Source organism: Myxococcus sp. AM010 (assembly GCF_013372585.1).
GTDB lineage: Bacteria > Myxococcota > Myxococcia > Myxococcales > Myxococcaceae > Myxococcus > Myxococcus vastator.
On the sequence record NZ_JABXEO010000098.1, the window covers coordinates 1 to 20,760 of the forward strand.

General features: G+C 69.0%; 16 protein-coding genes. 10 read left to right on the top strand and 6 right to left on the bottom strand.

Annotated features, from left to right (window positions below; genetic code table 11):
- Positions 1-198: 198 nt before the first annotated feature.
- Positions 199-2,757, bottom strand: coding sequence for a winged helix-turn-helix domain-containing protein (locus tag HV826_RS38170; RefSeq protein ID WP_176420722.1), 2,559 nt, complete (start codon positions 2,755-2,757; stop codon positions 199-201).
- Positions 2,758-3,170: 413 nt separating this feature from the next.
- Between HV826_RS38170 and HV826_RS31280 the strand changes: the two genes are divergently transcribed.
- Genes HV826_RS31280 through HV826_RS31295 form a run of 4 tightly spaced genes read left to right on the top strand, consistent with a single transcriptional unit; the run spans position 3,171 to position 6,330 of the window.
- Positions 3,171-4,163: a fatty acid desaturase gene (locus HV826_RS31280; RefSeq protein ID WP_368671032.1), complete on the top strand. Its 993-nt coding sequence runs from the start codon at positions 3,171-3,173 to the stop codon at positions 4,161-4,163.
- Between the two features lie 2 nt (positions 4,164-4,165).
- Positions 4,166-4,888 carry a hypothetical protein gene (locus HV826_RS31285; RefSeq protein WP_176420724.1) on the top strand — a complete coding sequence of 241 codons (723 nt, stop codon included), beginning with the start codon at positions 4,166-4,168 and terminating at the stop codon, positions 4,886-4,888.
- Entirely contained in the window at positions 4,881-5,957 is a 1,077-nt protein-coding gene (locus HV826_RS31290) for a YheT family hydrolase (RefSeq protein WP_176420725.1), read from the top strand. Before HV826_RS31285 ends, HV826_RS31290 begins: the two co-directional genes overlap by 8 nt.
- Complete coding sequence (locus tag HV826_RS31295; protein ID WP_255208159.1) at positions 5,878-6,330, top strand: acyl-CoA thioesterase; 453 nt, start codon at positions 5,878-5,880, stop codon at positions 6,328-6,330. The genes HV826_RS31290 and HV826_RS31295 overlap by 80 nt, the downstream gene beginning before the upstream one ends.
- A gap of 22 nt (positions 6,331-6,352) precedes the next feature.
- On the opposite strand, the gene HV826_RS31300 is transcribed toward HV826_RS31295, so the two are convergent.
- From HV826_RS31300 to HV826_RS31315, 4 genes are all read right to left on the bottom strand, one after another.
- Positions 6,353-7,804, bottom strand: a complete 1,452-nt coding sequence (locus HV826_RS31300; RefSeq protein WP_176420726.1) for an FAD-binding oxidoreductase — start codon at positions 7,802-7,804, stop codon at positions 6,353-6,355.
- Positions 7,805-7,920: 116 nt separating this feature from the next.
- A complete protein-coding gene (locus HV826_RS31305; protein ID WP_176410444.1) occupies positions 7,921-8,073 on the bottom strand; it encodes a hypothetical protein in 153 nt (50 codons plus the stop codon).
- Positions 8,070-9,527 (bottom strand): aKG-HExxH-type peptide beta-hydroxylase, encoded by a 1,458-nt coding sequence (locus tag HV826_RS31310; protein ID WP_176420727.1) that lies wholly within the window; start codon positions 9,525-9,527, stop codon positions 8,070-8,072. Before HV826_RS31310 ends, HV826_RS31305 begins: the two co-directional genes overlap by 4 nt.
- Positions 9,524-11,011: an aKG-HExxH-type peptide beta-hydroxylase gene (locus tag HV826_RS31315; protein ID WP_368671033.1), complete on the bottom strand. Its 1,488-nt coding sequence runs from the start codon at positions 11,009-11,011 to the stop codon at positions 9,524-9,526. Before HV826_RS31315 ends, HV826_RS31310 begins: the two co-directional genes overlap by 4 nt.
- Before the next feature lie 387 nt (positions 11,012-11,398).
- Between HV826_RS31315 and HV826_RS31320 the strand changes: the two genes are divergently transcribed.
- From HV826_RS31320 to HV826_RS31335, 4 genes are all read left to right on the top strand, one after another.
- Positions 11,399-11,656, top strand: coding sequence for a hypothetical protein (locus HV826_RS31320; protein ID WP_176420728.1), 258 nt, complete (start codon positions 11,399-11,401; stop codon positions 11,654-11,656).
- Positions 11,657-11,957: 301 nt separating this feature from the next.
- The gene (locus HV826_RS31325) at positions 11,958-13,475 is read left to right on the top strand and encodes a ricin-type beta-trefoil lectin domain protein (protein WP_255208160.1); all 1,518 of its coding nucleotides are present in this window, start codon (positions 11,958-11,960) and stop codon (positions 13,473-13,475) included.
- Between the two features lie 141 nt (positions 13,476-13,616).
- Positions 13,617-14,630, top strand: a complete 1,014-nt coding sequence (locus tag HV826_RS31330; protein ID WP_176420729.1) for a metallophosphoesterase — start codon at positions 13,617-13,619, stop codon at positions 14,628-14,630.
- A gap of 837 nt (positions 14,631-15,467) precedes the next feature.
- Positions 15,468-18,329, top strand: coding sequence for a carboxypeptidase-like regulatory domain-containing protein (locus HV826_RS31335; RefSeq protein WP_255217511.1), 2,862 nt, complete (start codon positions 15,468-15,470; stop codon positions 18,327-18,329).
- Positions 18,330-18,473: 144 nt separating this feature from the next.
- On the opposite strand, the gene HV826_RS31340 is transcribed toward HV826_RS31335, so the two are convergent.
- Entirely contained in the window at positions 18,474-19,046 is a 573-nt protein-coding gene (locus HV826_RS31340) for an imm11 family protein (protein ID WP_176420731.1), read from the bottom strand.
- A 148-nt stretch (positions 19,047-19,194) separates the two neighbouring features.
- Between HV826_RS31340 and HV826_RS31345 the strand changes: the two genes are divergently transcribed.
- Both HV826_RS31345 and HV826_RS31350 read left to right on the top strand, forming a co-directional pair.
- Positions 19,195-19,821 carry a glutathione S-transferase family protein gene (locus tag HV826_RS31345; protein WP_176420732.1) on the top strand — a complete coding sequence of 209 codons (627 nt, stop codon included), beginning with the start codon at positions 19,195-19,197 and terminating at the stop codon, positions 19,819-19,821.
- Positions 19,822-19,948: 127 nt separating this feature from the next.
- Complete coding sequence (locus tag HV826_RS31350) at positions 19,949-20,755, top strand: helix-turn-helix domain-containing protein (protein ID WP_368671034.1); 807 nt, start codon at positions 19,949-19,951, stop codon at positions 20,753-20,755.
- Positions 20,756-20,760 lie beyond the last annotated feature (5 nt).

The following is a 20,760-nucleotide window of genomic DNA, read 5'->3' on the forward strand; positions in this document are numbered from 1 at the left end:
CCCCCACACCCCACCGCCACGACCGCCGCCGCAACGACAAACAGCTTCATCAACGTCGACTTCATGTGAGTTCTCCCATCTCTGGTTTGACTGGTCGCATCGCACGCCGCCGTCAAACACAGGCAGCCCCCCCCATGCGATGATTGAGATTGTCGCGAGGCCGCGGCGCCCGGGCGAGTTAAGCCGGATTAAATCGCGCTAAACCGTCACGAAGACAAAACCCTCGGCGGTCTCCAGCCGGTAGCCAGGCGGCTCGAACACGATGCGGGCCTCCATTCCCTCCAGCAGGCCCCGCGCGTGGCTGACGTGGACGCGCAGCGCGTTGTCGTGGAGCCGCGGGTCGTAGTCCGCGTCCCACATCGCCCGGACGCAGTCCTCTTTCGACACGGCGCGGCCCGGCTGACTTGCCAGCGCATACAGCAGCCTGCGCGGAAGCACCCGCCGCGCCAGGGACACGGTCCGCCCCGCCCCCCGGAGCTCGTGGCGCCGCGCATCCAGCACCACCACGCCAGCCGCTCCGGAGGGCCCGCCGTCGTCCACGGGCGCGCTGGCGCGGAGCGCCGCCCGGTCCGTGAAGACGTGGCTCGCCAGCGTGGGGACCACCTCCGGGTCCACCCCACCCTCCGCGGCGCTCCGGCTGGCGGACGCCAGCGCGTCGCGAGCCTCCACCTCACGCCCGTGCAGCCGGTGGAGACACGCGCGCGCCAGGTGGCCCAGCGCGCGCTCCAGCGCGAAGTCCGTCCCCTCCACCAGCGACTCCATCGACACGAGCAGGCCCAGCGCCAGCACCTCGTCGCCGCGCCGCGCGGCCTCCAGGGCCACCAGCGCCCGCTGCCGGGCCGCGACCCCTGGCCGCACCTCGCGCGGCTCCACCCGGGTGGGCCACGACTCCACCGTCAGCACATCCATGCGCCGGGCCGACGCCACGGCCCGCGACATGCCCAGCACCCGCAGGCGGCGAATGTCTCCCTCCAGCACCTCCAGCAGCGCCCTGGCCTCGGCGCACCGGCCCAGCTCCAGCAACACGCGGCCCGCGCCAGCCCGGCACAGCAGGGCGATGAACAGGTAGCCCCCCCGCTCCGCGCGGGCCTCCACCTTGCGCAGCGCCACGAGCGCGTCCCGGCGATGCCCCCGCTCCGCCAGCACCCACGCGGCGATGCAGTCCAGCTCCAGCGCCAGCCTGGGAGCGCCCAGTTCCTCCATGCGCGCCCAGGCCTCCGTGAGCGCCGACTCGGCCTCGGCGAAGCGGCCCAGCCGGCTGAAGATGCCCGCGGACATGGCCGTCACCAGCGCCCCCCGCGAGTCGGCGCGCGCGTCCTCCAGCAGGACGATGCCGCGCTCCACCGGCTCGGCCAGCTCGCTGTCCCGCCCGTCGAGCCAGAGCATCAACGCGCGTGAGTAGGCGCACCATCCCCGCGCCCGCCGGTCGTCCGAGGCCGCGGCGGCGCCGTCCAACAGCTCCAGCGCCTCGTCGATGCGGCCCTGGAAGTAGCGCAACGCCGCCCACGCCAGCAATTGCTGGAAGAACACCTCCGCGCCGCCGGGGGCGGGCATGGCCTCCAACGTCCGCTCACACGCGTCCAGCTCCAGGGCGAAGAGGGCCGCCCGCACCAGCACCGCGCCCCCCCCCTCGCGCAGGCCCGCGTCCGCCCCCTGCGCCTCCAACGAGGCCTGGAGCGCGAGCAGCTCCGGGTAGGCACGGCGGACCTCCAGCAGCCGCACCAGGGCCCTTCCCCGCGCCAGCCGCGCGTCCAGGGTCAGCGCGTCGCCGGGGAGCGCATCCAGCCACGCCAGCAGCTCCCCCGCCGCCCCATGGCGCACCAGCAGCTCCGCGCTGGCCACGATGAAGGCCACGCGCTCCGCGGGCCTCCCCAGGGCCTGGAGGTGACGGCTCATCGCGCGGACCCGGACCACCACGGGCACCTCCTCGCGCGGCAGCAGCTCCAGCAGGGCCACGTGCGCGGCGCGCACCTCCTCCGTGTCGAGCAGCGACACCAGGGCGTCCCGCACCAGGTCGTGCATGCCGTGGCGTCCGCGGGCGTCCAGCTCCACCAGCAGCCTGGCCCCCAGCCGCCGCAGCAGCTCGCCGTGGTGCCCTCCCGGGAAGAGGCCCGACAGGACCTCCGCAGACAGGGGCGCCTCGCTCAGCGCCAGCACGGAGGCGAGCCGCCGCTCATCCGCGCTCAACTGAAGCAGCGCCTTGAGCACCGGCTCCTCTCCCTCCACGTCACCCGCGTGGGCCCGCCGCAGGTGGAACGGCAGCCCCCGGGAGCGGCGCCAGGCGTGCTCGAACCCCTCATGCGCGCCATACAGCGCGTCGAGCTGACGCCAGAGCGTGCGCGCCGCCGCCTCTGTCAGGCCATCCAGCCGCAGCTCGAAGCGGTCCGGGCTGGTGGCGCGCCGGGGAACGGCCTCGCGCGACGTGGCCAACAGCGCCCCCCGCGTCAGCCGCCCGCCGAGCTCCTCCAGCAGCGCGGCGCGCTCCTCGGGCCGCAGCACCTGGAGGTCGTCGACCACGCACAGCGCCTCGCTCGCGTCGGCCTGCCGTGCCAGGTCATCGAGGCGGGCTTCATCCGACAGCGCCTGCTGCACGGGGGCATCCCGCAGCAGCCGCCGCAGGTCGTCCACCACCGTGCCCAGCGAGTCGCCTGGACGCAGGCGCCGGTGGACCACCGTCCCCGGGTGCCGCGCCGCCACCGCGGCGGCCAGCGCGGACTTCCCTGCCCCCGGCAGGCCATAGACGACACTCGTCCGCACCCGCCGCAGCATCTCCCCCAGACGCCGGAGCTCGTGCGCACGCCCCACGAAGAGAGGAGGAGACACAGTCCCTTGGCGCAATGACGTGTGCATGTCGCTCCCATTCTATGTTTGCTCGTACTCCGCGCATGCCACGCGAAGCCGTGTCACCCATCAGGTCCTCTGCCGGTTGCCAGACCTGACGCCCCTCCTCAAGGCGGCTCCTGACGTCAAGTAGGCATGCTCCCGGAGATTCTTGATTCCAGAATCAACGCACGTTATGTCCGAAATCTCCGAAAGAGTCGCACCTGGGGGAGGGGCGCTGCCTCGTGACAGTCATGGCACCTGATTCCACTTCAGACACAACGTCCGTCTCCGCCAGCCAGGCCTGGCGGCCCAGCCCCTGGCGGAGCGGGGTCCAGCTCGTGGGATGCGTGGGCGCCTATGTCCTGCTCGCGGGGGCCAGCTATGTCGTCCTCGCCCAATCCCTGGCGGGCGGCGTGGCGCTGGCGGTGCTCGCGGGCGTCGTGCTGGTCCGGGTCTTCATCCTCCAGCACGACTGTGCCCACCGCTCGCTGTTCCAGCGTCCGGTGACGAATGACCGGGTGGGCGTGGTGCTGGGCATGCTGACGCTGGCGCCGCACGCGTACTGGCGGGCCATGCACCTGGTCCACCACGGCACCAGCGGCGACCTGGACCGGCGCGGCGTGGGCGACATCGTGACGATGACGACCCAGGAGTACCTGGCGCTCAAGCCCGCCCAGCGCCTGCGCTACCGGCTGTACCGGCACCCCGCCATCCTCCTGGGCGTGGGGCCCATCTTCCAGTTCCTGCTGCGCTTCCGCATGCCGGGCATCGTCCCCAAGGAGCGCGGGCCCGAGCGCCGCTCCATCCTGGTGACGAACCTGGCGCTGGTGGCCGTCCACCTCGCGTTCCTCGCGCTGGGTGACTGGCCCCGGTGGCTGGGGGTGCACCTCATCATCACCCAGGTGGCCGCGGGCCTGGGCATCTGGCTCTTCTTCGTGCAGCACCAGGTGGAGCGGCCCTATTGGGTTCCCCGGGCGCGGTGGTCCCTGAAGGGCTCGGCGCTCCAGGGCAGCAGTCACCTGGTGCTGCCACGCGCCTTCGAGTGGCTCTTCGGCGCCATCAACCTGCACCACGTCCATCACCTGAAGCCCCAGCTCCCCAACTACCTGCTGCGCGGCTACATGGAGCAGCACGGCCTGGTCGAAGAGGGCGTGCGGCTTGGCCTGCGCGAGTCGGTGCTCGCCTTCCGCCTCAAGGTGTACGACGAGGCCACCGGCAGGATGACGGGCTTCCCCCCTGTCCACGCGGGCCAGGCCAGGACACCGCTGGCCGCCCCGCCCTCCATCGAGCCGCCAGGTCAGCTGGGCCGACTGCTGACCTTCCCCGGCGAGGAACGCTGAACATGCCTGATTACGTCCATGTCCTCCTTGGACTCGCGCTGGGGTACGTCATCTCCTCATACGTCGAGTCCTTCATGCACGAGTACGTGTCCGACGCGCGCCCGAAGGCGGTGCGCTTCTGGAACCGCGCGCCGCGGCTGTTCCGGCCGATGATCAACACGCACTTCTCCCACCACACCATTCACCACGTGAGGACCTTCCGGAGCAGCCATGTGACGCAGTTCCGGAGCGAGGAGGAGAAGCAGAAGCTCACCGAGGAGCTGCTCCAGCGGGGCAAGCACGGCCGGACCATCATCAACGGCGCCTTCGCCACCCGGCTGCACGGCGAGGGCGCCTTCGTCTTCGTGGCCCCGCTGGTCATCTTCTTCCCGGTGTTCTACTTCACGCTCAAGCCCATTGCCTTCCTGGCCGGCTGCGTGACGCTGCTGCTGCCGCCCTTCATGAGCCACTTCGTCCACCCGTACCTGCACCTGCCCTTCGAGGAAGGACAGCGCACCGCGCCCCGGTGGCTGGCGTGGCTGCTGCGGACCCGCTACATGCGCGCTGTCTACCGCAACCACTTCCTGCACCACCGCTATGGCGGCGTGTCCAACTTCAACCTGGTGCTGGGGGCGGACATCGTGCGGCGGCGCACCCGTGCGCTGACGGAGAAGGACCTGGCCGTCATGGCCGAGGTGGGCATGCCGCTGCCCGAAGAGGCCCCCGCGCGGACCGTCCATGGCTGAGCCCGCGAACGCCTTCCACGTCCCCTGGTGGCTGCGCTTCTCCCATGTGCAGACCGTCGTCCCGCACCTGGACCGGCGCCGTCACGCCGTGCTCACCGAGCACCTCCGCCACGAGCTGGCGGACGGTGACTTCGTGGACGTGTACTGGCTGAACCGGACGAGGCCAGGGCCCTTGTTCATCCTGCTGCCCGGCATGCAGGGCACGCAGGAGTCCACCTACGTCCGCAGCCTGCTGTCGGAGCTGTCCCTGCGCGGCCTGCGCGCGGCGGTGTTGTGCCACCGGGGCGGCGCCGTGCCCAACCGGCGGGCCCCCTTCTATCACGCGGGCTTCACCGACCACCTGGCCTGGCTGGTGGGCTTCATCCGTGAGCAGGAGCCCCACACGCCGCTCCATGGCGTGGGCTTCTCCCTGGGCGGCAGCATGTTGATTCGCTACCTGGCGGAGACGGGCCACGCCAGCCACCTGTCCGCCGCGGCGGCCGTGTCCCTGACGTTCTCCTTGGCCAGCACGGCCCGGCGGGCCTGCGAGGGCATCAACCAGCTCTACCAGCTCCGCGTGTTGAACTCGTACAAGCGCGTCGCGCGGCTCAAGGCCCACCTGCCGGAGTTCGCCTCACGCGTTGGGACGCTGAGCGGGATGCGCAGCATCCAGGCCTTCGACGAGGTCTTCACCGCGCCCCTCCACGGCTTCAAGGACGCGCATGACTACTACGCGCGGTGCAGCAGCCAGCAGTTCCTGTCGGGCATCGAGGTCCCCTTCCTCATCCTCAACGCCGAGGACGACCCGCTCGTCGCCCGGGACACGCTCCCCGACGCGCGCGCGCTGCGGGAGCACGTGCGGCTGGAGCTGACGCCGCATGGCGGGCACCTGGGTTTCATGTATCAGCGTTCCTCCGGGCTGGGGTACTACCCGCCGGCCCGGCTCATCTCGTTCTTCCTGCAGGAGCCGTCCGAAGCACATGAATCTCTATCTCAGGATGTTGTGGGTCATGCTCTCCTCGCTCTGGAAGCCGGAGATGCGCGTGGACGCGCTGACGAGCACGCTGGAGCAGCGCGTCCTGCCCAATGACCTGGACCTGAACCTGCACATGAACAACGGACGGTTCCTCACCGTCTGTGACTTGAGCCGGGTCGACCTGTTCATCCGCACGGGCCTGCTGGCCCTCATGCTCAAGCAGAAGTGGGCGCCCATCATCGTGCGCCACACCATGGACTACAAAAAGCCGCTTCGCCCGTTCCAGAAGTACACGGTGTCCATGTCGATTACCCGCTGGGACGAGAAGTACTTCTATGCCACCCACCAGTTCCTCTCGCGGGGGAAGGTGGTGGCGGAGGGCGAGTCCACCGCGGTGCTGCTCGGGCGCGAGGGCGTCGTCCCTCCGGCGACGGTGCTCGAGGCCGTGACGGCCCGACAGAACCGGACGGTGGCGGAGAGCCGCTGAGCGCCCCGGGCCTGGGCCCGCCTCATGCCCAGGCCTTGCGGACCTCCGCGTAGTAGTTGCGGAAGAAGGGCACCATGGCCGCGCGATTGCTGTCGACGATGGCCAGGAGCTCCGGAGGCATGACGAACTCCTCCTCCCCCAGCGCGTCGTAGAGCGAGTCCAGCATCTGCTGGTAGAAGCGCGGGAAGGCGCGGTGCCAGCCCACCTTGGGCAGCCGGATGCCGTGCTCCCACCCCATGGCCAGGTAGTGCTTGAGCGCCTCCGCGCGCGCCTCCTTCAGCGTGTAGAGGGAGATGGGCTTGCGCTCCGGAGGGAAGTCCTCGGCCACCAGGCCGCTCTGCCCGCACACCCGCCGCGCCATGTGCTGCCCCAGCAGCGGGGAGAGGAACAGCCCGTCGCGGTACGTGCCCGTGAGCAGCCACAGTCCCTCCACGGACGTCGGCCCGATGAGCGGGCACGTGTCCACGGTGACGGGCCGGTTCCCCGCCTGCCAGGCGACGAGCTGCGCGCCGCAGAGGTCCTGGTCAATCTGCTCCAGGACGCACTCCAGCAGGAAGTACATGTCGGCCGGCGTGGTGCGCAGCATCGGCCGCGCCATCAGGATGTTCGTCGCGCCGAAGTAGAGCTGGCCGTCTCCGCGGGGCATGCCATGAAGGCCACAGGCGAAGGCCCGGTTCGGCGTGCGCACCACGTGCTGGAGCGACGTCCGGGGCACCTGGAGCAGCAGGGACGTCCCGCCGCCGCTGAAGATGCGGGGGATGCGCCGCGCCAGCTCCGGCAGCTCGTCGAGCACCGCCTGCGTCCCCACGCCCATGGCGAGCACCACCTGCGCGGCGCTCAGCGCGCGGCCATCCTCCAGCCGCACGCCCGTCACGCGGCCCCCCTGGATGTCCAGCGTCTTGACCGCGCCATCCACGACGGACACCCGCGGCGACTGCTCCAGGGACAAGGTGAGCGCCCGCAGCAGGCGGCTCGCATCCACCGAGCCCTCGCGGGGCAGGAACAGCGCCTGCTTGGGCCGGCAGTCCTCCGCGGGGTTCAGGCCCGGCACCTGGTTGGGGTCCAGCAGTTCGTGGGGCTCGTCCTCGTCCTTCACCGCCTGCTGGATGGCAATGAAGTTCTCGTCCTCAATCGTCCCGGACTTGGCGTTGCTGAAGACGATGGTGCCAGGGCGGACCTGGACGTGCGCGTCCTCGGGCAGCTCGCCATTGAGCTGCTCCAGCCACGAAGGCCAGAGGCGCGCGGCGAGCACGCCCTTGGCATGCTTCGCGCGGCCCGGCGCGGTGCGCAGCAAGGGCGCCGTCACTTCGCCGTAGCAACCCAGCATCGCCCCAGCGGCGGGAGAGGCGCCTGCGGGGCGGCTGACAGGGCCGACCACGGCGATGCGCAGCCGGGGGTCCACCTGCGTCAAGGCGCGCGCGGTCGCCAGGCCCAGCGCGCCGTTGCCCGCCACCACGATGTCATAGGTGTCCATTCGCTCGCTGTCCTTGGCGGCATGGGGATACGGCACAGCGCCCGCCGCATCCGGCTCGATGGGAGCGCGGACACGGCGGGCAGACCCTCAGGACTTCAGACTGACCCTACGGAGGGTCAGTCCTCCTTCTTGGACGTGTCGTTGACGATGTAGGGCGGCCACCACTGGCGCTCCGCGCTGGACCCACACGTCACGCTCGGCTCCTGGAGCAGGTCCTTCTCGGCCACCAGGTTCTTCACGGTCTCCAGCCACTGCGATCCGTTGTTCATGCCACGTCTCCTTGCTGCCGTGTTGGCTCTATGAGGGTACTGCGTACTAGTGATTCGAGCCCCGAACGCAACTGCCGGCGCGCTTCGTCCGGGGCCACTCTCGCGCCGACGACCTCGAGGTAGGCCCGCTCCATGTCGGAGTACGTCCTGCCGTCACTGAGCTCGAAAATCAGCCACGCATTCAGGTCGAGCCAGTGAATGCGCGGCGCGGCCGGTGAGAACACCATCAAGCACTCGCCCTGCTTCGACGGGCGGACCCGCAGCCCGTCCACCTTGCGGTACGCGGCCCGCGCCGGCTCAGGGGCTTGGGGTCTGGCGTCCTGGAGGAAGAGCGCGCGGTCCACGGGCGCCAGGGACTCGCGCTGCCACCGGACGAAGTCGCGTCCCTGAGGCGTGAGCAGGTGCGCCCACTCCGTCAGCAACATCTCTCCCAGGAAGCGGGCCCGGTCCACCGAGCGGCCATAGGGCGAAGCGCCGTCGTTGTTCACCACCGACGTCGCGTGCGGACGCGAGACGTACGACGACGGGTCTCCGAAGCGCTCCGTCAGGGCGCGGTCCGCCGTGAGCGCGGCCGCCTTGAAGAGCGCCAGGTGGACGTACACGTGATAGGAGAACACCGCGCGCACGCTCGTCCACCGGATGTCACGCCAGGGGACCTGGACCGTCTCCTCCGGCTTCGCGATGAGCGCCACCGAGCGCGTCGCATCGAAGAGCTTCATGTGAAGCCCCTCGTGCAGCAGACACCCGGCGATGTCCCAGGGGTTCCCGAGCTCCTCCAACGCCAGGAAGATGGTGGAAGGCGTCAAATCGCCCCCCGCGGCGGACAGGACGGTGCCGCCTTCGAGCTTCGCGCTGAGCAGCGCGATGGCCTCGACGTGCGTCAGGGCGCTCGCGCCCGAGTGCGGCAGCAGCAGGGAGAGCAGCTCGATGGCGTCATCGAGCGTCCGCTGCGCCTTGGCCTGCGGACTCAGGAGCGTCCCGCCGCTCTTGGATTTCGCGCCGAAGACACCGTCGAACGCCGCATGCAGCGCCCGCGAGTACGCATCCGTGGGCTGGGCCACGTCCCACAGCCACTTGGGAACCGCCGAGCCCACCTGCCAGCGCGACGGCATGCGCGACTCGCACAGGCCCAGCGGCAGCGCCTCCAGCGCCCCCGGCAGCATCTCCTCCACCGGGTGGGGCGACGTCAGCCGCCCTGCCTCCAGGTCGGAGAAGGCCTGCTCCAGCGTCAGGCGCACGAGCGGGTCGAAGAAGACGCGGCGCGCCTCGGCGTCACTGAGCGCCTCCACCGCGGCCACCGCGCGCGACAGGGCGGGCAGCCGCTCCGCGAAGAGCTCCACGCCGAAGCGATAGCGGGTCAGCACCTTCGCCAGGATGCGCGGCGAGTCCCCGAACGAAGGGTGGCTCGACAACGCCCGGTCCGCCGCCTGGACGACGCCCAGGACGTTCGTCACGGCGCACCTCCCTCGGCGACCTGCTCAATCATCCCGCTGGACTCCAGGCCCCTGAGCGTGGGCGCCAGCTGCGCCCAGGCGCGCTCGGCCCCCAGCCCCAGCGACGAGGTGTACGAGGAGAGCACCTCCTCCTCCGTCTTGCCGTCGCACAGCTCGAAGGCGAGCCAGGCCGACAGGTTCAGGGTGACGATCTTCCGCGACGCCGGGTCCAGCGCGAACAGGACCTCCGAGGCCGGGGAGCGGCGCAGCGAGAGGTCGCGCCCCTGCCGGTAGCGCACCGACGACGGCGCCCGGCTGGCGCGGGGCGGCGCTGGCGTGGAGGCCGCGGCGCGCGGCGCGACGTCGTCGCCAGTGACGCCGTCCACCAGGGGACGCACCGTGTCCCAGAGCCACGCGACGAGCTCGCGCCCGTAGGGCGTCACCCGGGGCGACAGCGGGCCGGAGAGCTGCGAGTGCAGGTACGCCAGCCGCTCCTCGGCCCGGGAGTAGGGCTTGACGTCGTTCTTCACCACCGACATCGCGTGGGCCGGAGCGTCGTAGTCACGGGGCGCGCCGAACTCCGCGTAGCAGTCTGGCCCCAGGTGCGTCACCGCCTCGCGGAACACCTGCATGTGCGCGTACGCGTGGTAGGCGAAGACGCTGTTGGACAGGGCCGTCCGCCGTCCCCAGGGCAGCTCCACCGGGTCGTCATCCGTCACGATGGCGCCCGTGCGAATCAGGTCGGAGAGCTTGAGGTGGATGGCCTCATGCAGGATGTGGCCCGCCGTGTCCCACGGGTTCTCCAGCTCGTCCGGGTCGATGAAAATCATGCACGGCGTGCCGTCGCCCCCGGAGCCGGTGAGCATCCGGCCGCGTGGGCCCCGGATGTTCGCCACGGCGATGCAGTGCAGGTGCAGGAAGACGCTCTGCGCCATCTCCGGCACCAGCCGCCGTAGCAACTCACAGGCCCGCTCCAGGCCTTCCACCATGCGCGGCGTCGGACGGATGATTTCGACGCTGCTCTGGGCCCCGGGCATGAACCCGGTGCGGATGCTGTCGCGCAGCAGGTCCCCGACCCGCGACGGCGTCTCCGGGAGGTCCCAGACCCACGTGCGGCCCGAAGGTCCCACCGCGAAGTCACGCCCCATCGCCTTGCGTGCGACGGACACGCCGCGGCCCTCCTCCAGCGAATCCAGCGCCTCGCCGAGCAGCGCCGGGAAGGTGTCACGCACCGCCCCCACCGGCCCCGTCGTCTCCAGCTTGCTGATGGCCGTCTCCAGCGCGGCGCGCACGAGCAGATCACCGAACAAGACATTCACGGACGCGGTGTCCAGCGCCTCGACGCGCTCCGTCAGCGCCCGCAGCCGCGCGTCCTGGCGCGACAACACCTCCAGGACGAACTTGTAGCGTTCGATGACACGCAACACGATTTTCGACGAATCTCCAAACGGCACCTGATGCTGGAACCGATGGTCGAGCTGCCGGATGACCTCAATCTGTCGCACGCTGCTCTCTCCTCGGATGACAGACCCATCATAAATCTGCCATCCCGGCATAAACAGCATTTCGGAACTTCAAGGTATCAACCCACGTCGCCTGTCACAAGCACAAGACGCCAAAACAGCGCGCCGCCTTCACTTTTCCCGCGCGCCAATTAGACGGCTCATTCTGGAAATTAACTATCTCAGTGCATCAATGAAGACGCGTCGCGTTGGCTGGCTCGGCGACGGACTCACCTCTCAGTCATGCATGACCCGACAGCCCATGACGTGGGGGTGACAGTGACTCTGGTCCATTATCAGACGGATGCTTGAGTCACCGGTGTCGTCGGTGCCTCCTGAACTAGACTGCGGTCACGTCCCGATGGACGGGACCGAACGCTGGAGACAACAATGCCAACCTGGATGCGGAGCGCGGGACTCGCGGTGGTGCTGTCGTGTGGGCTGTGGGGCTGTGGCGGCGTGCAAGCGCCGGAAGCGGAGGCCGCGCTCGGCGAGACGAGCCAGGAGCTCATCATCCCTTGTAGCGTCGAAGATGACTCGGCCTGCCGCAACCGCCGGGACATGATTTGTGACTACAACCAGAGCTACTGCGTCTTCGTCTGTAGCGACGGCAGCGTGTGCCCCACCCACCGGTACTGCTGCAACTGAGGCCAGCCGGTGGCCGGCCACCCACTGGGGGCCGGCCACCGCTTCCGCCTGACGGACAGGTGGTAACTCCTGTCACCAGCCGAGGACGGCTGTCACCACCTGTCCGTCAGAAAATTGCGAGAGGGGCATACGCCATCACCTCCTTCGCCCTGGAAGTCTTTGCACGCCCGCTGGCATGCCGCATGCTCATGCGGACTCCACATCACGCCAGGGAATCCCTCTCACTCCCACGCGCAGGCACTGTCCCCTGCCCTGGCGTTCGCGCTGCCGCGGGAACACCCCATCTACCTCCATGAATCGAATGTCTGATTGGCTTTCCACCGCGGCGATGTTCGCTGGCCTTGCCACCCTGACGGGCCTGCCGATGGCCGCCGAGGCCTCTGACGATGTGTCGCCGGAGATCGTCTCCGCGATGCGCCGGGACCTCGGCCTCACCGAGCAGCAGGTGCACCAGCGCCTGTCCTTCGAGGCGAAAGCGCCCGGGCTGGAGCAGACGATGCGTGAACACCTGGGCGACGCCTTCGGTGGCGCCTGGCTCGACGCGGAGGGCGGCCAGCTCATCGTCGGCGTCACCGACGAGTCCCGCCTCACCAAGGCCCGGGTCGCCGGCGTGCGGACCGTGCGCGTGGCGCGCAGCCTGGCGCGGCTGGAGCAGGTGAAGGCGGAGCTGGACCAGAACGTCCAGGCGCTCTCGCCCGCCATCCACTCCTGGTACGTCGACCTGCCGACGAACAGCGTCGTCGTCTACGTGGACGCCTCCAGCCAGACGAAGCTGCGCGCGGATGCCTTCATCGCGCGGAGCTCGGGCCTGAAGGACGGCAGCCTCCGCGTGGTGGCCTCCAGCCACGCCCCCGAGCCCGCCTACGATTTGCGCGGCGGTGACCCGTACTACTTCAGCAACTACCGCTGTTCGGTGGGCTTCCCCGTCAACGGGGGCTTCGTCACCGCCGGTCACTGCGGCGGCGCGGGCACGCCCACCACGGGGCACAACGGCGTGGCCCTGGGCACCATCCGTGGCTCCGTCTGGCCCGGCGCCGACTACGGCTGGGTGGCCACCAATGGCTCGTGGACGCCGCAGCCGTGGGTCAACAACTACAGCGGCGGCAACGTCACCGTGGCGGGCTCCCAGGAGGCGCCGGTGAATGCCTCCATCTGCCGCTCCGGCTACACCACCGGCTGGCGGTGCGGCGTGCTCCAGGCGAAGAACATCACCGTCAACTACTCCGTCGGGCCCGTGTACGGCCTCCACAGGACGAACGCCTGCGCGGCCGGCGGTGACTCCGGCGGCTCCGTCATCTCCGGCAACCAGGCCCAGGGCGTGACGTCCGGCGTGGCGGGCACCTGCTCCGACAGCAACCCGCAGACGTTCTACCAGCCCGTCAACCCCATCCTGGGCGCCTACGGCCTGACGCTCCGCACGACGGGCGGTGGCGGAGGCGGTGGACGGGCCTTCGTGTCGCGCCTCAACGGCAAGTGCATCGACGTGCCCAACTCCAACTTCTCCGACGGCGTGCAGCTCCAGATGTGGAACTGCAATGGCACGAACGCGCAGCGGTGGACGTTCGTCAACGGCACCGTGCAGGCGGGCGGCAAGTGCATGGACGTGGCCTGGGCCTCCACGGCCAACGGCGCGGCCATCCAGTTGGCCAACTGCAGCGGCAACCCGGCGCAGCAGTTCGTGCTGAGCGGCGCGGGTGACCTGGTCAGCGTGCTCGCCAACAAGTGCGTAGACATCGTGAACCACAACACGGCCAACGGCGCCCGGCTCATCATCTACGAGTGCACGGGCAACCCGAACCAGAAGTGGGAGCACCGCTAAACCCTCTGTCGCCTGAACGAGCGACCGCGGTGCCTGGAGGCGATTCAGGCACCGCGGGCCGCTCGGGCGTGACACGCTGAGGGCCTCCAGCGCGCCTGGGCCGGCCAGCCCAGGCGCGCCCTCTCACCGGAGGACATCCCCATGGCCCCCTCCCTGCTCCGCACGCCCCCCCTGCTCGTGCTCGTCCCGCTGCTCCTGGCGGCGGCGCCCGCGCCCAAGGCCCCGACGCCGCCTCGGCTGGAGGACGCGGTCCCCGACACCTTCACCGGCGTGGCGCGCGTGGTGGCCGTGGGCGACGTCCACGGCGACGTGGACGCCCTGAAGGAGGTGCTACGGCTCGCCGGCCTCATCGACGCGAAGGACCGGTGGATTGGCGGCAAGACACACCTGGTCCAGACGGGCGACGTGCCGGACCGGGGCGACCAGACGCGAGCGGCGTTCGAGCTGCTCATGCGGCTGGAGCAGGAGGCGCTCGCCGCGGGCGGACGGGTCCACGCCCTGCTCGGCAACCACGAGGCCATGAACATGCTGGGCGACGTGCGCTACGTCAGCCCCGGGGAGATGGCGTCGTTCGCGGACCTGAGCCCCGAGCAGGACAGCGTCGGCGCCCCGCCCGGCCTCAACGGGCACCGCGTCGCGTACAGCCTCCAGGGCCGCTACGGCCAGTGGCTGCGCAAGCACGCCGCCGTGGTGCGCATCAACGACACGCTCTTCGTGCACGGCGGCGTCGCGCCCGGCGTTCCCGGCCGCAACCTGGCCGAGCTCAACCGCTGGGTGCGCCAGGACTTCTTCCCCGACCATCCGCCCGGCGGCGCGCGGGACTCCCAAGGACCCTTGTGGTTCCGAGGCTACGCGCTGGGCGAGCCGCGGGACGCCGAGTCCGCGCTGGACGCGGTGCTGAAGCGTTATGGCGCCAGGCGCATGGTCATGGGGCACACCACGAACCGCGACGGCAAGGTGAAGGTGCGGTTCAACGGAAAGGCGCTGCTCATCGACACCGGGCTGAGCACCGGGTACGGACGGAACCTCGCGGCCCTGGAGCTTCGCGGCGGCAAGGTCAACGCCCTGTACCGCGAGGGCCCCGTCGCGCTGGGCACCGTGGAGCCCCCCGCCGCGCCGGCTCGTCCCGCGGCCCCGAAGCCTCGGAAGAAATGAAGGGCCGCGCAAGTGGCGGCTGCGGACCCACTCCGGGCTGTATCAGGCCACCCCGTCCGCCCTGGCGGCCATTCTTCCGCGTGATGCAGCCGGCGGGTTCGCCCATTGCGGCGATGCCGTCGCTCAGCCCTTTTGAGCTGCACCATGAGACGAGGCGCCTTGAAGGCCGGGGCGCACCTCTGCAGCTCGCTGTTCGGAAATGTCGGGACTTTTGTGGCGCCAAAACCCCCGACATTTCCGAGCAGCGAGCTACGGGAGTGACTCCGCCCCCCCCCGCCGCGCGCATGCACTCCCACGCGAACCGCGGCGTCCTGCTGTCGCGCCTCCGCTGCGCCACTGCTGAGCCAATCATGATGGTTCCGTGAGGATTGCCCCGCCGCGGCTCCCTACCGTCGGAACAGGACGGAGACGAGGGAGCGGCGCATGCGACGTGGCGGGACATTCACGATTCTGGCCATTGGAGTCATCGCGCTCCTCGTATGGGAAGCACACTCCACGTCAAAGGCTGTCGACCGTGGCGCGGGGGCCGCCGTATCTTCGCGAGCCACGAACCGCTTCGTGGGGGATGCCCACCTGAGCCTGATGGGCCTGGACACCCTCCCCGGGCCTGGCTCGGGCCGGAGCCTTCGTGGCACCGTGGTGGATGAGCGAGGCTTGCCCCGCGCAGGCGTGCGCGTCTCCGCCGTGTCGAGGGAGCCGCCGTCCGTGTCCGAACTGCCATGTCCTGAAGGAACTCCGATAACTTGGGAGCCGCGCCGCGGGGAGGTGCCTGTCCGGCTCTTCTCGGATTGCACGTGGATGGGGCGGGAACTCCTGGTCGAGTGGATTTCATCCCGCATGGGGGAAGCCCCCGTCCTCGCGGAAGCGGAAACCACGGGGGACGGCACCTTCGTCCTGGAGGGACTCCCCGACGGCCTCCTGTCTGTCTGGGCCTTGAACGAGGCCGGCGCGGCCATGAAGCAAGGCCTCCTGGGAACACACGATGACCTACGGCTGGTGCTGTCCCCGGGCTTGCTCCTGGAAGGAATTGCCTCGGGAGCGGATGCACCGCTGCCGGGCACACGCCTCACCGTGATTTCCGTGGCAACCGACCGCTACTTCGACGGCGTCGCGGATTCCAAGGGCAAGTTCCGCATTGGTCCGCTGCCGTACGGGCGCTACGTCCTCCTGGCGGCGCAGGACGGCTGGCGGCCGGACCTCATCCATTTGAATGAAGACCACATCCTGCCGGAGGACGGTGTGCGCCTCACCCGCCCCCTGAAACTCATGGGCAGAGTCCTCGCCCTGGGGAATCCCGTCTCGGGAGCGAGTGTCCAGCTCACCTTCAGGGATGCTCGCGATGACATCGCTCATCAGTTCGCCACGACCAATGCGAAGGGGGAGTTTCATTTTTCGGGACTCCCCAAGAGCGTCCTCGAACTGTCGACCTTGCATGACGGAATGAGCGCGCATGAGCAAGTCATCCTGAATGAACGAATCGGCGCGGAGACCATCCTGGAGCTGCGGCCCGCCCCTTATTTCGGAGGCATCGTCCAAGACGAGGCGCATCAGCCCGTCCCAGGCGCCAGTGTCTCCGCCCTCATCACGCGGCATGGCGGCTCCTACCCAGACGTGAAGACGCGCCTGGATGGCCGCTTCCGTCTGGGCCCATTGAGCGCCGACATGAATGACTTCATGGTGTCTGCGCCGGGGTACCTGGACACCCACGTCAACCTGCGCTCCACGACGAATACAGCCTCGGCCACCATCACCCTCTTCCGCGCGATGACCCTCACCGGCGTGGCGGTCGACGCCCACGGGTCGCCCGCCTCAGGTGTCGCGCTCACATTGAAGCGCGAATGCAATCCCGCGGCGCCGCACCATCGTCATGAGGCGACGACTGACGAGACGGGCCATTTCGAGCTGAAGGTATGTCGCCCAGGTGAGTGGGAGCTCCAAGCCCGTGACGAGCGGTTCCTCCCCGAAACCGTTCCGGTGTACGCGCCCGGCAAAGATTTGCGCCTCTCGTTGCGACAAGGCCCGACCCTGCGAGGCACCGTATCGGATGAACACGGCGCACCCGTGCCCGAGGCGGCTATCGACATCTCCGAGCGCGACGAGGAGGACCTGGCCAGCCGTCACGCATCTTCAGATGCCCAAGGCCGCTTCCAGCTCGGGGCCGTCCAGCCTGGACACTACGTGGTGCGGGCTCGAAAGGAGATTCTGGGTGTCGTGCGGATGGTGTCCCAGGACCTCGAGCTGCGTGAAGGAGCTCAATCTCAGGTGGAGCTGCGCTTTCCCAGAGGCGTGACGGTGTCCGGCGTCGTGGTGACAGCGACTGGCAAGCCGCTGGAGGGCGCGGTTGTCCGAGCGCACCGGGCGGCGCCTGTCGAGGAGACGGAGCCGCCCGCACGCAGCATCGACCACGGCGGGCCCGGCGGCGCTCGCACGGGCGCGGATGGCCGGTTCGTCCTGCGGCATCTGTCCTCCGCCCCCCACGCAATCGAGGTCACGAAACGGGACCACACCTTCGTCCCTGCGCAGTCCCTGGGAGGAGCCACGGACCCGGACGACACGTTTCTCGTGAGCCCGGGGGAGCACCCCATCCGCCTCGTCATGCAACGAGACTCACGGCTTCGGGGAACGCTCCTGAGTGCAGAGGGAGCTCCCATCCCAGAGTTCAGCCTGAACGGCACCTGGGTCCGCTCCGAGGACGGCGCTTTCGAGTGGTCGACCACGACCTCCGGAACATTGACGCTGGCCTTTGACGCAGCAGGGATGGCACCGCGCGCCTTCACGGTGGAGGTCCCTCTTGAAGGCGACGTGGACCTGGGTGACCTCCACATGAGCCCGGGTCGCTCCGTCCAGGGCCGGCTTCTGGACGCCGCGACCTCCGCGCCTATCGAGGGCGCGAAGCTGACGCTCTATTTCAGGGCCGGCACGGTAGGACACAGGACCTTGCAGGACAGCGTGGTGTCGAATCCCGATGGCACCTTCGCGTTGATGCATGTGAGTGAAGCGCCCTCGGAGCTCGTCGTCGACGCCGTGGGATACCATCGCTACTCCGGCACCGTGACAGGCGGAGAGACTCCGCTGATTCGACTGGAGGCTGGCGTTGCCGCCGACGTGACGGTACGGGACCATCGAGGAGCGCCTGTCGAGGCGACGCTCCATTTCTGGCGGGATGGTGCCCACCAGGCAGACATGCTCCTCGCCCGGAATGGAAAAGCAGCACATCCCGGCCTGGAGCCCGGCTTCTACACCGTCAGAGCCAGCGCGGCCTCGGCTGCGGATGGCGCCGCACCCCAGTTCGCGCCCCAGCGCGTCCACGTTCCCGACGGCGGACGGCTGGCGATTGACTTCGTCGAGCAGACGACAGGCGCGACGGTCACCCTCCTCAACCCCAGCATTAGGAGCATGTACCTCTCCTTGCATCCCGGGCGGATTCCCGCGCCGACCACCGAGGCCGCCGCTGAGCTCCTCGCTATAGAGCGGGGATTCATCCATTTCGGCGAGGAAGACGCACCGTTGGCAGCGTACGAAGCGGCTGGTCCGACGACGCGCTTCCGCAATGTGCCTCCAGGTCCCGCCACCATCTTCCTTCTGAGCGGCTACGTCCCCGCCCATTTCCACCGGGAGGAGTTGATGATTCCGGCCTCCGGGGAAATCGTCCACACGTTGGTTCCCAACTGGCAGCCACTGCCCTCTCCGGGGCAATGACGGGACGGCCCAGGAACGATTACGAGCTGATTGGCTCACCAGGGGCGGTTCGCGCCCTCGTGAGACTGGCGCTGCGAATCACTGGCACTCCGCCCAGCGCCACACATGGAGCGAAGCCGGGCCAGACAAACACACTTCAGACAATCACGCTGAATCAAGTTCCTCAAAGACAATCCCCCAGCCTTCTTCTGGGCGATTCCCCTTGAGGGCTGTCTTTACTGATTCGTCAATAACCAGCACGGCGGGGGACTCCGCCAGCCTGAACATGTGCAATCCACGCGACTTCGTGCCATCCAATACGATATTATTGAATGACACCAGCGAGACATCAACACCTTCCGCGTCTGCCTCCATCAAGGTCTCGAAAGAAGACTTCTGCATGTCGGCGGCCTTTATCAGGCCGAGCACGTTGAATAGAAAGTACCCCGAGCGCTGTTTCTGGGTCTCTGGATTGACGAGCAGGGCAGGGAAGCATTGGAAGTTGTTGACGCCAGCGCCGCGCAGCACCTGGATGAAGCGCTCACTGGCGAGCACAGCTCCGCCGCTCATGAAATGCTGGCAGGGTTCGTCATCAGGCGTATCCACTTCGTAGACCAGCCTGGGCAAGGTGTCCGCCTCAACCCATTTTCCCGCCATGATGCTCTCGTCTGGCAACGTCGGGCCGGAGGTGATGCCATGGTCGAGGAAGTCGTCCTCGGACAACTGGTAGTACTTCATGCTCGTTCCCTCCTGCGGGGCTGCACACGTGGGATGGCAAACCAATGTTGACTACTTCGCGGACGCGTTGAGCGAACTTCTACATGATGGGGGCGAAGCGACTCCTTTCGCATGCCGGCGAGGGTACCCTGAGGTATCCCCTCGTTCCATGAACGACTACGAGTTGATTGGCTCGCCGGGGTGCGGCTCGGCCATCGTGGAGATGGCGCTGCGAATCACCGGCACTCCGCACCGGCTCACGGACCTGCCCTACCTGGAGCCGGGCCCCGGACGCGACCGGCTGTTGAAGCTCAATCCCCTGGGGCAGGTGCCCACCCTGGTCCTCCCCGATGGCACGGTGATGACGGAGAGCGCGGCCATCATCCTGCACCTGCACGACGCCTCACCCCAGAGCGGCCTGGCGCCAGCGCCCACGGCCCCCGAGCGCGTGCGCTTCCTCAATCTCCTGTTCCGCCTGGTGGGCGCGGTGTACCCGACATTCACATACGCAGACGACCCGCCCAAGTGGACCCTGGCCGGCCCCGCCGCGGACCGGCTGCACGACACCGTCATGGAGCGCCGCGCCACCCTCTGGCGCGAAATCGAGGCGCAGGTAGGCAAGCCCCACGTGCTCGGCGAGCGCTTCAGCGCGCTGGACCTCTACGTCACCGTGATGACGCGCTGGCGGCCGGGCAAGGACTGGTTCGCCCAGCACTGCCCCAACCTGACAGCGACCGCCAGGCGGGCCGAGGAGCATCCGCACGTCGCCGCGGTGCTGGGGCGTCACTTCAGCTGACGCCTTCCGCCCGCTCCTGGCATCAGGTGGGCTCCGCATCAGCCCACCCGATGCCCCCCGGCGCTGTTAACGTCGCGCGGCCATGTTTCTCGCGCGCCTGCCTCGGAGCCCCACGCTGGCTCCTCTCGTGGAGTCCCTCTGGACGTACGACGGGCAGCTCGCCCACGGCTTCGAACGCGTGCTGCCCTCGGGCCGGATGCAGCTCCTCGTCAACCTTCATGAAAACGTGTTCCGGGACTACAGGCTCGACGGCCGCCTGACGCACAAGACTCGCGGTGTAGTGATTCAGGGCGCCCACACCGCACCAAGAGTCGTCGACACGGCCTGCCAGCGCTCCATCTGCGGGGTGAGCTTCGCTCCCGCGAGTGCATCGCCGTTTCTGGGCATCCCGGCCTCGGCGCTTACCGGGAAGGTCGTCGACCTCTCCGAAATCTGGGGGCGTGACAGCCCCCTCCTTCGTGAGCGCCTGCTGCAGGCCCCCACCTCCGCGGCCCGACTCGACGTGCTCGAGGCGGCGCTGCTCGCGCGGGGGCGCGCGTCCGAGCCTCGCGACGCAGCCGTGGCAATCGCATGCTCCCTGTTGATGGGTGGCGCGAGCGTCCGTGCGGTAGGCGTTCGACTCGGCCTGTCGCCGCGCCGGCTCATTGAGCGGTTTCAAGCCCATGTCGGCGTCAAGCCCAAGCTCTTCGCGCGCATCGCCAGGTTCCAGCGCGTGCTCGCATCAGCCCGGGGGGAGATGACCTGGGCCAGCCTGGCCGGTGAGTACGGGTTTTCGGACCAGGCACATCTGGTCCGCGAGTTCAGGGCCTTTTCGGGAGCCACTCCCGCCGCGTATCGCCCCCGGTCGGATGAGGACCGCAACCACGTACCGCTCGACGAGCGGCATTTTTCTTCAATACGAGGTGGGCCACCCCCGGGCACATTGCGCCAATGACTCCA

What these genes read in the sequence shown, in the direction of transcription:
- HV826_RS31285 (WP_176420724.1), top strand. Translation starts at nt 4,166, where the DNA reads ATGCCTGATTACGTCCATGTCCTCCTTGGACTCGCGCTGGGGTACGTC.
- HV826_RS31290 (WP_176420725.1), top strand. Translation starts at nt 4,881, where the DNA reads ATGGCTGAGCCCGCGAACGCCTTCCACGTCCCCTGGTGGCTGCGCTTC.
- HV826_RS31295 (WP_255208159.1), top strand. Translation starts at nt 5,878, where the DNA reads ATGCTCTCCTCGCTCTGGAAGCCGGAGATGCGCGTGGACGCGCTGACG.
- HV826_RS31300 (WP_176420726.1), bottom strand. Translation starts at nt 7,804, where the DNA reads ATGGACACCTATGACATCGTGGTGGCGGGCAACGGCGCGCTGGGCCTG.
- HV826_RS31305 (WP_176410444.1), bottom strand. Translation starts at nt 8,073, where the DNA reads ATGAACAACGGATCGCAGTGGCTGGAGACCGTGAAGAACCTGGTGGCC.
- HV826_RS31320 (WP_176420728.1), top strand. Translation starts at nt 11,399, where the DNA reads ATGCCAACCTGGATGCGGAGCGCGGGACTCGCGGTGGTGCTGTCGTGT.
- HV826_RS31325 (WP_255208160.1), top strand. Translation starts at nt 11,958, where the DNA reads ATGTCTGATTGGCTTTCCACCGCGGCGATGTTCGCTGGCCTTGCCACC.
- HV826_RS31330 (WP_176420729.1), top strand. Translation starts at nt 13,617, where the DNA reads ATGGCCCCCTCCCTGCTCCGCACGCCCCCCCTGCTCGTGCTCGTCCCG.
- HV826_RS31335 (WP_255217511.1), top strand. Translation starts at nt 15,468, where the DNA reads ATGGGGGAAGCCCCCGTCCTCGCGGAAGCGGAAACCACGGGGGACGGC.
- HV826_RS31340 (WP_176420731.1), bottom strand. Translation starts at nt 19,046, where the DNA reads ATGAAGTACTACCAGTTGTCCGAGGACGACTTCCTCGACCATGGCATC.
- HV826_RS31345 (WP_176420732.1), top strand. Translation starts at nt 19,195, where the DNA reads ATGAACGACTACGAGTTGATTGGCTCGCCGGGGTGCGGCTCGGCCATC.